The organism is Synechococcus sp. HJ21-Hayes, from assembly GCF_024345835.1.
Classification (GTDB): Bacteria; Cyanobacteriota; Cyanobacteriia; order PCC-6307; family Cyanobiaceae; genus Vulcanococcus.
In genome coordinates this window covers 1-12,356 of sequence record NZ_JAGQBW010000005.1, presented here as the reverse complement: position 1 = coordinate 12,356, position 12,356 = coordinate 1, and the positions used below count along the sequence as shown (strand labels likewise).

Below are 12,356 nucleotides of genomic sequence, written 5' to 3'. Positions count from 1 at the left end.
TCCCCAATGCCCAGAAGCAGCTCGTGACCTCCGGCCGCTCGCCCAGCCCATCACGGGCGCTCTGGGAGTTGAAGGCCGAACAGGTGATGGATCGGGTGTTCAGCAAGGCCCTCGGCGTGCCGGCCCCGACCGCTCCCACCGACACCATCGAGGTTGAAATCCGCGAGGAGCACCCCTCGGCAGCAGCCCCCGGCAGCTCCGCACACCAGCCCAAGCTGCTCATGGCCATCGCCGGCTCGATCCTGCTGCTCAGCGGCGGCACCTCCTTTGCCCTCTGGCGCGGCTGGACCCAGGCCAACCTGGATCTGCGCCAGGAGCGAACCCTGCGGCTCCTGGAGGGCATCCGGGGGCTAGGCAGCCCCGCCCCCGCGGCCACCGCAGCAACCACCAACAACGCGCAGGCCGACCTGCCACCACCGCCACCACCGGGTGAGCCGTGGATCGAGGAGCTCGGCCAACTGCCCGCGGGGGAGTCCCCAGGAGGCGCGCCACCCCTGAGAGTGCCCGTGAGCGGCACCCTCCATGCCTCAGCTCCGCCGGCCACCAACAGCAGCGGTGGGGCCGGAGGGGGCAGTCTGCCGGACTTGCTGGGGGTGGTGCAGATTCCCGGCAAACCCGGGTCTGCCATTTTCCAGGTGGGGGGCAGCTCCACCAATGCCCTGGTGGGCGAAGGCATCGGCAACAGCGGCTGGCGCCTGCAATCCGCCTCCGGGGATGCGGCAGTGATCGAACGCGCTGGGATCACCCGACGCATCAGCATCAGCAGTGGCTTCTGAGCTGGAACCATCGCCATGGGCGCAACCCCCACGCCGCCAGGGCCGCTCTGGCCGTCGCCGCGACCGCTGTGGCAGGCGTCCTATGCCGATGTGGCCAACGCCCAGAGCGGCCGGGACCTGACCGGCCCCTGGCGCTTGCTGCTACTGGGCGATGGCAGCCCCACCCGCCATCTGCAATCCCTCACCGGGCTGCCGGTGGAGGTGGAGGTGATCGCCATGACCGCCGACGCCAACCCCGGCGCAGAAGCCCCCACCGAAGTGACGGAACTCAAGGCGCCGCTGCTGCGCCGCCAGGTGTGGCTGCGCTGCGGTGAGCAAACCCTGGCCTGGGCGGAGAGCTGGTGGAACCAGAGCACGGCGGCGGAGCACCTACAGCAGCGCAACCAGCCCATCTGGAAGAGCCTCATGGCCGAGCGCGCTGAGCTCTATCGGGAAGTGGATGGACTGGCCCTCGTGGAGGCCCCCTGGCTCTCCCAAGGTCTGGGCAGCACTGGCCCCTTCTGGAGCCGCCACTACCGCTTCTTCCACCAGGGGCGTGAACTCACGGTGATCCGGGAGGTGTTTTCACCGGCCCTGGAGCACTGGCTGGGCCCCGCCGAAGCGCGCGCCCCACGCCACACCAATCGTCATGACGATTTGCAAAGACTGTAACGACCGCCTGCAGTTATGGCTTGACACCTTGCGCACTTGTGTGCTCGACCCAGCATGGAGGGCATCCGACCCTGTGATGCCATGGACGCCACCTCCGCGATCTGGCTCAGCCTCACCGATCTGGGGCGCCTCTACGGCATCTCCGCCGTGCACTGCGGCCGCCTGCTCAGCCAGGCCGGGCTCCGGGCCCGTGATGGGCAACCCAGCCAGCGCGCCCTGCAGCAGGGCCAAGCCTTCGTGCGACATCCCCAGCACAGCCATCGCCATGCCCTCTGGAACCGGGAAGGCTGCCGCGCCAGCCTCGAGGCCAGCGGCCTGCGCCCGCTGCACCAGTCCACGCTGATCCAGCAATGGGCCGAGCTGCTCGCCGCCCTGAGCGAGGGCTCGCCCTCCATCAGCACCTCGGCGGCCCAGATGGCCGAGGAACTGCCCGGCGAGCTGGTGGAGCCGGTGAATCAACAGCTACGGGAGCTGGGCTGTGGCTTTCAGGTGCAGGGCCGCCAGCAGCGGGCCCACCGCTCAATCGAACCGACGCCGGCTCGAACGGGGCACCGCACGTCCACCCGAGCTGGGCTGATCGACCAGGGGTGAAGGGGCTGAGGGCTGCCGCTGCCAGCGGCTGACGCTGAAGGCATCGTCCTCCGGCCAATCGCCTGGGGCGGCGGGCGGGGCCGCCTGGGTTAGCTGCGGGGTGGCGCGGCGGGAGATCGCCTCCAGGGGCCGGCGCCCCTGCGACTTCGGCACCACGGGGGCAGCCTGCGGGACTGGGGGCTCAGACCGACGGGGAGCGGGCTGTTCCCAGGGCTCCCGCCAGTCGTCGTCCTCCTCCAGCAGCCAATCGAGCTTGTTTTCCACCCAGCGGCCCAGGCCATCGAGGCTGGGGCGACCTGCGGCACGACCCGTGGCTCCCCGAGCCCCAGGACGCGAGCCCGGACGAGCCCCGGACACGCCATCCACCAGCTGGCGTCCTGCCGACACCCACTGATCAAATCGGTCCTCGAGGCGTGGGTCGCCGCGACGGGGCATACGGGGTTGATCCACCATGGCCGCAGGCTAGGGACTGCTCAACGATCGAGGCGACGGGCCCGTAACCAGCGATCACGACCCATCCCCAGCACGGCGATACCGACGCCGCTGAACTGCAGGACCCAGAGGAAGGTGGCCATGGCCCGCAACCTAGGCGGCGGTGCTCTCAAACACCAGTTGGTAGCGGGCACTCCAACGACCGCCATGGAAGCGGTCGCAGCAAAAGCGGCAGGCCACCCCCTTCACCCGGCGGCGGTAGGGGGCCACCAGGCCGCAGCCAGGGCAGCGGGCCAGCCAGCGGGGCGCCTGGGCCGGTACGGGGAAACGGTGGCGCACACTCACCTGGAACCCAGTCTGGGCGGCGTTGATGGCGGCCATGCGGGCCCGGAAGTGGGGGCCGTGCACTTCCTCCACCTGCAGCACCCGGTGAATCCAGGCGTGGATCATTTCGTGGCACAGCGTGCTGGTGGTGGCCTCCAGGGGCAAGGGCTCCAGCAGGGGTCGCGAGAGCACGATCTCGCTCAGGGCCGTGCCATCGGGCCGGCGGCCAAACCGATACATCCCCGCCGTGCGCCGCATGCGGCCATCGCTCCAGCGCACGCTCACCAGGCTGACGCCATCAGGGGCGAGCACACCCTCGAAATGCTCGCGGTTGAGCCGGTGAAACAGCGGCAACAGCGGAGCAAGGGGCACGCCGGTGGTGCAAGGCACTGATGTGGCCTCCATTGTGTTGGGGAACGCGCCGGGCTGCTGGGGTAAACCACACCGCCACGGCCGGGGGTTGTCCTGCAGAATCAGCCGACTGTTCACCTCCCGTCGAGCTGCCCATGGACTGGGGTATCACCCGTGAGATCGGCACCAAGGCCCTGGCCGCCGGCGCCGGATCCCTGCTGCTCTACTGGACGGTGAATGCCGTGAAGTTGGTGCTGAATGCCCGCGGCATCAACCCGGTGATCAAGCAGTTCTTCACCCAGGTGGCCTCCGGCCGCATCGATGCGGCCTACCTGATCACCACCAAGAACTACCGCTCCCACGTGAACCGCAAGCAGTTCCTGCAGTTCCTGGCGGGCTTGAAACTGAACAAGTACAACAACCTCAAATCGGGGCGCCCCCGCATCCAGGAGGACCAGATCATTCTCACGGTGAAACTGAAGGCGGAGAACAACGAGGAGCTACCCCTCGACTTCACCTTCGTGAAGGTGGAAGACGACTGGCGCATCGATCGCATCCAGAAGCTCGCCGCTGCCTGATCCGGCGTGGGTTCTGCCATCGCTGATCACCACGCCCGGGCCCAGGAACTGCGCCGCCTGCTCGATCGGGCTGCCCACGCCTACTACGTGCTCGATGCTCCTGAGATGGAGGATCCGGTGTACGACCGGCTCTACCGCGAGCTGCTGGACCTCGAGGCCACCCATCCCGAGCTGATCCGCCCCGACAGTCCCACCCAGCGGGTCGGCGGCACTCCAGCCGAGGGCTTCACGAGCGTGGCCCACCGCATCGGCCTGCTAAGCCTCGACAACGCCTTCAGCACCGACGACCTAGAGGCCTGGTACGGCCGCCTGCTCAAGGTGCTCGATCGCGAGCCCTCCGGCGCTGAGGTCCAGCCCGCGCTGCCGATGGTGGGCGAACTGAAGATCGACGGCAACGCCCTGGCCCTCAGCTACGAGCAGGGCCTGTTGGTGCGGGCCGCCACCCGCGGCGATGGCGAACGGGGCGAGGACATCACCACCAACGTGCGCACAATCCAGAGCGTGCCGCTGCGCCTGCAGCTGGACCACCCGCCCGCCTGGGTGGAGGTGCGCGGCGAGGCCTTCATTCCCGATGGCACCTTCGCCGCCATCAACGCCGAACGCCAGGCCCGCGGTGAGGCCCTGTTCGCCAACCCCCGCAATGCCTGCGCGGGCACCCTGCGCCAGCTGGATCCACGGGTGGTGGCCTCACGCCGGCTCGATTTCTTCGCCTACACCCTGCACCTACCCAACGACTGGCAGCCCGCTCCCGGCGATCCGCCGCGGCCCAGCGGCCAGTGGCAAAGCCTGGAATGGCTGCAGGCCGCCGGCTTCAAGGTGAATCCCAACGCCGAACTGCTGCCGGATCTGGCCGCGGTGGAGGCCTTCTTCAGTCGGTGGGACACGGGCCGGCGCAGCCTGCCCTATGCCACCGACGGCGTGGTGGTGAAACTCAACGACCTGCGCCTTCAGGACGCGGCCGGCTTCACCCAGAAAGCCCCCCGCTGGGCCATTGCGCTCAAATACGCCGCTGAAGAGGCACCCAGCCGGCTGCTGCGGCTGGCCTGTCAGGTGGGGCGCACGGGAGTGGTAACCCCCGTGGCCGAGTTCGAACCGGTGCCCCTGGCCGGCACCACCGTGAGCCGCGCCACCCTGCACAACGCCGACCGGCTGGCGGAACTGGATCTCCACGCCGGCGACACGGTGGTGGTGCGCAAGGCCGGCGAGATCATTCCCGAGGTGGTGCGGGTGCTGAGCGAACTGCGCCCAGCGAAGGCCCAGCGGCTGGACCTGCCCCACACCTGCCCGGAGTGTGGCTCCGAGCTGGTGCGCGAGGAGGGAGAAGCGGCCACCCGCTGCGTGAACAGCAGCTGCCCGGCCATCCTGCGGGGTGCCCTGCGCCACTGGGTGAGCAAGGGAGCCCTGGATGTGGATGGCCTGGGCAGCAAGTTGATCGAACAGTTGGTGGACCGGGGCCTGGTGCGCTCCATCACCGATCTCTACGGCTTGGATGCGGCGTTACTCGCCAGCCTCGAACGCATGGGCACCAAGAGTGCCGACAACCTGGTGGCCGCGCTGGCCGCCTCGAAAACCCAGCCCTGGCACCGGCAGCTCTACGGCCTGGGCATCCACCACGTGGGTGAGGTGAACGCGAAGGCCCTGGCCAAGGCCTTTCCCAGTGCGGCCGAGCTGGCCACGGCCGCCGAGGGCACACCGGAGCTGATCACGGCCGTGTATGGCATCGGGGGCGAGATCGCCCAATCCCTGCAGCAGTGGTTGGCCACCCCCGCCAACCAGCAGCTGCTGAGCCAGCTGGAGCGACTGGGCTTCTCCCTGGCCGCCAGCCCTGAATCGGAAGATGGCCACGGTGCAGCACCCCTGGCGGGCCAAACCTTTGTGCTCACAGGCACCCTACCCAGCCTGAGCCGCTCCCAGGCCCAGGCGCTGATCGAAGCCGCGGGCGGCAAAGTGACCGGTTCGGTGAGCAAAAAGACCAGCTACGTGGTGGCCGGCGAGGAGGCCGGCAGCAAACTCAGCAAGGCCGAGAGCCTGGGCGTGGCGGTGCTGGATGAGGCGGGGCTGCAGCTGCTGCTGCAGCCCCAGGCAGGCCCCTGACCATCAGCGCCAGCCAACACGGTTCACGGAGCCGCCTGGCTCGGGGCACCCACCGTGCAGCCCACGGCCAAGCCAGGCTGAAGACACACGGCCGCCTGGGCGGCTCCGGCACCAAGGACCAACGCCGCAACGCCCAGCAAGACGGGGCGCAGCGCAATCAACAGGGTATGGCGAACCATGGCAGGCTCCAGGCAGGGAGACTTCAAGCATGGCTGCGGCCGGCAGCTTTAGCGTGCAGATGCTCGCCAACACCCCCATGACCGGCCACCAACCCAGGGTCTACCGCTGGGTGAAAACCGAGTGTGGCCAGGCGAAATATGCCGAGCTGGCGGCCCGCACTGGCGTACTCGCAAGGCTGCGGCTGGCCTGGTTTGTGCTGATGGCTGCACTGAGAGATTGGCCATTGCCATGAAAAAGGGCCCCATTCAGGGGCCCTGGGAAGCGAATCAGACGGATGAGGCCCGCCCGACTCAGAAGAGGGCGGGGTTCTGGATCAGGTTGAGCGGGCCGCCCTCTACCAGGTAGCCATTGCCACCCAAGTTGCCATTGCTCAGGCTGTGGGCCTGCACATCGCTCAGGAACATGCTGCCGGCTGCTTCGCCGTAGAAAGCCGACACATCGATGATGCCGGACGATTCCCAGTTGCCGAAATCCGAAGGTAGGGGATCCGACTGGCCGTAGACGGTGGGCACAGCCGTGCGATCAATCTGCAGCCAGCGCTCAGAGACGGCCTGACCGGTAACAGGGTCAGCGGCACTGGCATTCACCTTGAAGACCGAAGCCTCCTGGGCCTGGAAGAACCCCTTATCCACGGAACGGTCTTCCTGGACATAGATGAAGCCATCCTTCGACCAGGTGAGGTTGTCGGGATTGCGAATGATCGTGGCACCAAAGGCACCCCGCTCCGCAGCGTCAATCACACCGTTGTTATTGCCATTGGCCGCATCCCAGGCGGCAATCTGACGATCGCCGTCATAGATCACCTTCAGGCTGGTGGCGTTACTGGAGCTAATCAGACCCAGGCCATTGAAGGCACGGCTGAGGTCGAGGGTGATCAGGTTGCCAAATGTATCTGCGCCGCCGAAGGCCGAGTTACCGGTGGTAGCGAATACCACCTGCTTGCCATTAAGCGGATTGATGCTGGCATCCTCCAGGCGGCTCAGTTGCAGGGCACCGAGGGCATTGGCATTGGCCCGCAGGGTGGCTTGATCCCAACCGGCCACCTGGGTGCCACTACCGATCAGCGCCCAGCGGCCGGAAGCCGCAGTGCCGAGGGCCAGGGCATTGAGATCAGCGGAGTCGGGCACACCTGCCGCACCGGCGCTGGTGCCAATGCTGTTAGCGGTGGGCACCCAGGTATAGAGATTGCCCTGTTCCTTAGCAAGGCCATTGCGCTGCAGAAAGTCGGCACCGTTTAACTTCGACTTACTACCCACCCAAAGGTAGATCGGGGCGGTGTTGTCGTCGAGCACCAACAAACCCACCGTGTTGCGGCTGCCGGTATCCACCTGGATGGCCGTCTCCCAACCAGCGCGGCCCAGACCCGCCAGGGCATACATGGTGTCGGTTTTGGTGTCGAGGGCGTAGGTAAGGCCGTTCGTTGTTTCCTCACCGGTGAGATAGATCGCATTGGCGAAACCACGACCCGTGCCAAAGCGATTAGCTTCCTCGAAACTGCCAGAGCAGAAGCGGCTCAATCCACCGTTGATCTGAGCTGCATCAGTGACCCGATTGCCATTGGCGTCAACAATCTTGCTGTAAGCGATACCACCGGAAATCACTGCCGACTGGTAGCCATTACTGGCGTCATTGTCAACGTCCTTGTCAATGATGAACTTGCTGATGCGAGCACCGGTCAGCGCCACACCATCCACGAGGTAGGGAGCACCAGCAGTATTACCGAGCTCACTGTTAGCCAATACGGTGTAGGTACCATTGCGATTGTCGTAGGCACCCAGGCCATCAAAAATGCCAGTGGGGGCATAAACTTCTTCGCCGCGGTTGAGGCTGTTCGTGAACTCGCCATTGGTGATCAGGCTACTCACCTGAAGGGCAGGGCCACCAGCCACATCCTTGAGCATGGTGGGCTGGAAGAAACCAGCACTGCCCACACCTGGCGATTCAATCAGACCCTTAAGATCCACCATATCGAGGGTATTACTCACCTCATTGGAGATCATCAGCTGGGCACGCCCGGTGGGGCTGTCCTTCGCTGGGATCACCTGAAGGCCTTCGGGGCTGACGCTTCCGTCAATCACCAAATGGCTCACATAGCTGGACTTAGCCGGCGTGGTTACGTCGAAGACGACAATGGTCGTCTTGCTTGAACGCTCCAGAGCAGCAATGGCATAGGTGCGACCATTCAGCTTGGTAGTAATCACACTCTCCACCTCGACGCCCTTGTCATCGCTGCGGCTATCTGCATAGACACCGGCGGCGACGGCGATGGTCTGGAGACTGGTGCCACTGTCCCAGACGAGCGCGCCGGTATTGGCATTGAAGATGGAGAGGGAGCGGCTACCAATGGCCGTCGTGGTGTTGGGCCCAGAGGGAGCCGGATTCTTGATGGTGTTGAGGCGACCATTGGGAGAAGCAGCATTACGGGTCACGTCCACATAGGAGCCGTATTCCCGAGCATCACCCTCATTGGCCGTGATGAAGAAGTTCTCACCCCTCACGCTGAAGGCAGCGATTCCGTCAGGCATGCGCAGACCTTCGAACGCCTGGCCAAGCTTGGGCAGGAAGACGGACGCGTTTGAAGCACCATCCCGATCAGACAGGTCCACGGCCTGCTTCCTGAAATTCACCGATCCCAGGGCCCGCACCTCAAGAATCCTGCGGGTGGCCAGGTCCACCACAGCAACCGCGTTGTTTTCCTGCAGAGTTACGTAGGCCTTGCCGCCGAGAATGCTCACGTACTCAGGCTCAATATCCTTGGCCTGGGACGTACCGGTGGGGCCGGAAACGCGCACACCGGTCGGCAGGCTGACGCCCGCAAAGCTGAGATCCGTGTAGCTGAAGCTGGGGGTCTTGGTTGGATTGGTGATGTCAATAATCCCGATCGAACCAATCGGGTCAAGGCCATAATTGCTGCTCGGCTGGCCTTCGTTGGCGATCACCAACTGGCGGCCATTGCCACTGAAGGCAATGCCGTCGGGCAGGTAACCCACCTCAACATCCTGGAGGGCTGTGAGGGTTCCGTTGCTGCCCATGCGGTAGAAACGCACCACACCCTTGGAGGGGTTGGTGTCGTAGCTGGAAGGCACCAGAGCCACCGCCACCAAATTCTTATAGGCAGCCACGGAGGTGCTGATGTAGCCGCCATAGCCTTTGCGCTCCAGCAATACTGGCAGGGAGGGAACGCTGGCATCCGTGACCTGGAGGGTGTCGCCACCGCCAGAGGACAGCACGAATAACTTGCCACCAATGGATACGTAAGCCGAGATTTCGCTCTGGAATTGCTCTCCCGAGGTGCCAGCTGGGGTGAGGCTGATGCTGCCGAGCAGGGGCGATACGTAAGCCATGAATCCTGGATAGGGATGGCTATAAAATTGCCAACGATTCACCCATTCCGGGCTAAGGGAAGGCAAAGTAAAAATGAAAACAGGGCATAAAGCAAGCCAGAACACGGCCCGGTGTAGCCCCACCCACTAATCAGGGATTGGCGGCAATGGCCGACGGCTGAGCACGCCGGGCGATCACTCCGAAGGAACAGAGGCTTACCCGCCATTGTGATAGCCCTAAGGCAACCTCGGCCCCATGGCCATCACGGCCCACCCGCTCAATCCAGCTCCCCGCCCTTGATGGCCCGACGGGCGGCCCGACCCACCAGCCACACCGACGCCACGGTGGCCAGGATGCCCGTGATCCGCAGGGCCCATGTTCCGGGATCGGCCTGGCCGGAGAGCACCTCACCGAAGCGGGCCGCATCCCCCGCCAGGGCGCCCAGGCCGCAGAACAGGATCGTGCCCGGCAGGATGCCGATCAGGCCCAGGGTGTAATCGCGCAGGCTCACTTCACTGAGGCCATAGGCGAAGTTGAGCAGGCTGAAGGGGAACGCAGGCGAGAGCCGGGTGAGCAGCACCAGCCTCAAGCCCTCCCGGCTAACACCTTGCTCGATAGCTTGCAGCTTGGGGAAGGCCAGCAGCCGACGGCGGGCCCAATCCCGCAGCCAGGTGCGACCCAATAGGAAGGAGGCCTCGGCTCCCAAACAGGCCCCCAAAAACACCAGGACACTGCCCCACCAGGTGCCATAGAGGGCCCCAGCCAACATTGATGCCCACACCCCTGGCAGCAGCAGGGTGACCCAGAGGGCATAGAGGGGCACAAACGCCGCAAAGCCCAGGGGTGAGCGCAGGGCAGGCAGCACCCGCTCCAGCCAGAGCGAAGGATGGAGATCCATGAATGGCGAGGCCGGAGAAACGGGTCTAGCCCAGATCCGCCAAACGCTTACGGGCCAAGGCGGCCTGAGCTTCGGCCTCGGCCAGGTTGGCCTTGCACTCCACCACCACGTCCGGAGGGGCTTTGCTGGCGAAGTTGGGATTGGCCAAGCGCCCTGACAGGCCAGCCATCTCCTTCTCCGCCTTCGCCAAATCCTTCTCCAGACGGCCCTTGAGCGCCTCGAGATCCACCAACCCCTCAATGGGCAACAGCACCTGCAACTCGCCACTCACACCGGCCAGGCAGCGCTGGCCAGGTTCTGCGGTAGCGAGCACCGTGACGCTCTCGGCCCGGGTGAGGGCGGTGATGTCGGCGGTGGCGTCCTGCAGCAGGGCCGCCAGCTCGCCGCGGCCCGTCACGAATTGGACCGGCGCCGGCTGAGCCGGCTTAAGCCCTGTCACCGCCCGCAGATTGCGCACCACCCGGATCGCCTCGATCAGCTCGGCGAACTGGGCTTCCAGGCCATCGTTGAGGGCGGCCTCCTGAAGGGTTGGCCAGGGCTGCAGGGCCAGGAAGGTGCCCTCGGGCTCGCCCGTGAGCCCATGCCAGAGCTCCTCGCTCAGGTGAGGCATCAAGGGATGCAGCATCACCAGCAGCTCCTGAAGCACCTTGGCGAGCACCTGACGGGCGGTGCGCTGTTGCGCCGGGTCCTGCAGGCGCCGCTTGAGCAGCTCAATGGTCCAATCGCACACCTCATTCCAGGCGAACTCGTAGAGCCCCTTGGCCGCTTCCCCAAGGGCGTAGCTGCCATAGCGCTCAGCGGTTTCGCGGTTCACCCGCGCCAGCCGCGAGAGGATCCAGCGGTCCGCCAGCTGCAGAGCCTCTGGATCCGGTTCGCCCAAGGAGGCGGGCGTCTCTCCGCCCAGGTTCATCAGGGCGAAGCGGGTGGCGTTCCAGAGCTTGTTGGCGAAGTTGCGCGAGGCCTCCACCGTGGCGGAGGTGTCGCTCTTGCGGTCGTAATCGAGGCGGATGTCCTGGCCGGCCCCCGCCACTTCGCGCACCAGGGCAAAGCGCAGAGCATCGGCGCCATAGCGCTCGATCAACAGCAGCGGGTCGATGCCGTTGCCCGCCGATTTGCTCATTTTGCGGTTGTTCTCATCCCGCACCAGACCGTGGATGTACACGTCCTGGAAGGGCATCCGGCCCGTGAAGGCGCCGGCCATCATCGTCATCCGGGCCACCCAGAAAAAGATGATGTCGAAGCCCGTCACCAGCACGCTGGTGGGATACCAGCGGGCCAGATCGGCGGCATCGGCATCGGGCCAGCCGAGGGTGGAGAAGGGCCACAGGCCACTGGAAAACCAGGTATCGAGGGCGTCGGAGTCCTGCTCCAGCACCACGGGGTGCTGGTGGGTGCCACCACTGAACTGCGCCTCCGCCTTGGCGCGGGCCTCCGCCTCATCGCGGGCCACCACGTAGGGGGTGCTGTCGGTGATCACACCGCCGGTTTCGCTCACCACAAACCAGGCGGGGATGCGGTGGCCCCACCACAGCTGGCGGGAGATGCACCAGTCGCGGATGTCGGTGAGCCAGTCGCGGTACACCTTGCTCCAGCGTTCCGGCACGAAGCGCGGATCGGCGTTCTCAAGCGCCTCTCGGCAGCGGGCCGCTAGGGGCTCGGTTGTCACGAACCACTGGGTGGAGAGCAGCGGCTCCACCGGCACCTTGCCGCGATCGGAGAAGGGCACGCTGTGGCGGTAGGGCTCCACCTTCACCAGGAAACCGCCCTCCTCCATGGCGGCCACCACGGCCTTACGCGCCTCGAAGCGATCCAGGCCCTGGAAGCGGCCGGCGGCTTCGTTCATCGAGCCGTCCTTGGCCATCACCGTGATCAGGGGCAACTGATGCCGCTGGCCAATGGCGAAGTCGTTGGGGTCGTGGGCCGGGGTCACCTTCACGCAGCCCGTGCCGAATTCCGCATCCACGTGGTCGTCGGCCACGATCGGGATCTCGCGCCCCACCAGCGGCAGGGTGAGGGTCTGGCCCACCAGATCGGCGTAACGCGGATCCTTGGGGTTCACGGCCACGGCCGTATCCCCCAGCAGGGTTTCGGGGCGGGTAGTGGCCACTTCGAGGTGGGTGCGGCCATCGGCGGCGGCACCGGCGCTGAGGGGATAGC

The 12,356-nt window shown here is 65.8% G+C and carries 12 protein-coding genes; 6 read left to right on the top strand and 6 right to left on the bottom strand.

Features of this window, described 5'->3' with window-relative positions:
- Positions 1–23 precede the first annotated feature (23 nt).
- The 3 genes from KBZ14_RS05180 (at position 24) to KBZ14_RS05170 (ending at position 2,018) form a co-directional block, all read left to right on the top strand.
- A complete protein-coding gene (locus KBZ14_RS05180) occupies positions 24–776 on the top strand; it encodes a hypothetical protein (RefSeq protein WP_255117247.1) in 753 nt (250 codons plus the stop codon).
- A gap of 15 nt (positions 777–791) precedes the next feature.
- The gene (locus KBZ14_RS05175; protein WP_255117246.1) at positions 792–1,427 is read left to right on the top strand and encodes a chorismate lyase; all 636 of its coding nucleotides are present in this window, start codon (positions 792–794) and stop codon (positions 1,425–1,427) included.
- Positions 1,428–1,508: 81 nt separating this feature from the next.
- On the top strand, positions 1,509–2,018 hold the full coding sequence (locus tag KBZ14_RS05170) for a hypothetical protein (RefSeq protein WP_255117245.1): 510 nt from the start codon (positions 1,509–1,511) through the stop codon (positions 2,016–2,018).
- Here KBZ14_RS05170 and KBZ14_RS05165 read toward each other — a convergent pair.
- Positions 1,947–2,453 (bottom strand): hypothetical protein, encoded by a 507-nt coding sequence (locus KBZ14_RS05165; protein WP_255117244.1) that lies wholly within the window; start codon positions 2,451–2,453, stop codon positions 1,947–1,949. The genes KBZ14_RS05170 and KBZ14_RS05165 overlap by 72 nt on opposite strands.
- Positions 2,454–2,603: 150 nt before the next feature.
- Entirely contained in the window at positions 2,604–3,146 is a 543-nt protein-coding gene (locus tag KBZ14_RS05160; protein ID WP_255117243.1) for a SprT family zinc-dependent metalloprotease, read from the bottom strand.
- Positions 3,147–3,280: 134 nt separating this feature from the next.
- Between KBZ14_RS05160 and KBZ14_RS05155 the strand changes: the two genes are divergently transcribed.
- Positions 3,281–3,703 carry a DUF4864 domain-containing protein gene (locus KBZ14_RS05155; RefSeq protein ID WP_255117242.1) on the top strand — a complete coding sequence of 141 codons (423 nt, stop codon included), beginning with the start codon at positions 3,281–3,283 and terminating at the stop codon, positions 3,701–3,703.
- An 18-nt stretch (positions 3,704–3,721) separates the two neighbouring features.
- Positions 3,722–5,797: an NAD-dependent DNA ligase LigA gene (ligA, locus tag KBZ14_RS05150; RefSeq protein ID WP_255117392.1), complete on the top strand. Its 2,076-nt coding sequence runs from the start codon at positions 3,722–3,724 to the stop codon at positions 5,795–5,797.
- Between the two features lie 23 nt (positions 5,798–5,820).
- Here ligA and KBZ14_RS05145 read toward each other — a convergent pair whose 3' ends face one another.
- Positions 5,821–5,976, bottom strand: coding sequence for a hypothetical protein (locus KBZ14_RS05145; protein ID WP_255117241.1), 156 nt, complete (start codon positions 5,974–5,976; stop codon positions 5,821–5,823).
- A gap of 29 nt (positions 5,977–6,005) precedes the next feature.
- On the opposite strand from KBZ14_RS05145, the gene KBZ14_RS05140 reads away from it, so the two are divergent.
- Positions 6,006–6,209, top strand: coding sequence for a hypothetical protein (locus KBZ14_RS05140; RefSeq protein WP_255117412.1), 204 nt, complete (start codon positions 6,006–6,008; stop codon positions 6,207–6,209).
- A 58-nt stretch (positions 6,210–6,267) separates the two neighbouring features.
- Here KBZ14_RS05140 and KBZ14_RS05135 read toward each other — a convergent pair whose 3' ends face one another.
- The 3 genes from KBZ14_RS05135 to KBZ14_RS05125 all read right to left on the bottom strand — a co-directional run.
- Positions 6,268–9,321 carry a choice-of-anchor I family protein gene (locus KBZ14_RS05135; RefSeq protein ID WP_255117240.1) on the bottom strand — a complete coding sequence of 1,018 codons (3,054 nt, stop codon included), beginning with the start codon at positions 9,319–9,321 and terminating at the stop codon, positions 6,268–6,270.
- Between the two features lie 257 nt (positions 9,322–9,578).
- Entirely contained in the window at positions 9,579–10,199 is a 621-nt protein-coding gene (locus KBZ14_RS05130) for a TVP38/TMEM64 family protein (protein ID WP_255117239.1), read from the bottom strand.
- 25 nt (positions 10,200–10,224) lie between these two features.
- A partial coding sequence (locus tag KBZ14_RS05125; protein WP_255117238.1) for a valine--tRNA ligase occupies positions 10,225–12,356 on the bottom strand: 2,132 nt, incomplete at its 5' end.

Coding starts and splice junctions, on each gene's coding strand:
- KBZ14_RS05175 (WP_255117246.1), top strand. CDS start 792: ATGGGCGCAACCCCCACGCCGCCAGGGCCGCTCTGGCCGTCGCCGCGA.
- KBZ14_RS05170 (WP_255117245.1), top strand. CDS start 1,509: ATGGACGCCACCTCCGCGATCTGGCTCAGCCTCACCGATCTGGGGCGC.
- KBZ14_RS05165 (WP_255117244.1), bottom strand. CDS start 2,453: ATGCCCCGTCGCGGCGACCCACGCCTCGAGGACCGATTTGATCAGTGG.
- KBZ14_RS05155 (WP_255117242.1), top strand. CDS start 3,281: ATGGACTGGGGTATCACCCGTGAGATCGGCACCAAGGCCCTGGCCGCC.
- KBZ14_RS05145 (WP_255117241.1), bottom strand. CDS start 5,976: ATGGTTCGCCATACCCTGTTGATTGCGCTGCGCCCCGTCTTGCTGGGC.
- KBZ14_RS05140 (WP_255117412.1), top strand. CDS start 6,006: ATGGCTGCGGCCGGCAGCTTTAGCGTGCAGATGCTCGCCAACACCCCC.
- KBZ14_RS05135 (WP_255117240.1), bottom strand. CDS start 9,321: ATGGCTTACGTATCGCCCCTGCTCGGCAGCATCAGCCTCACCCCAGCT.
- KBZ14_RS05130 (WP_255117239.1), bottom strand. CDS start 10,199: ATGGATCTCCATCCTTCGCTCTGGCTGGAGCGGGTGCTGCCTGCCCTG.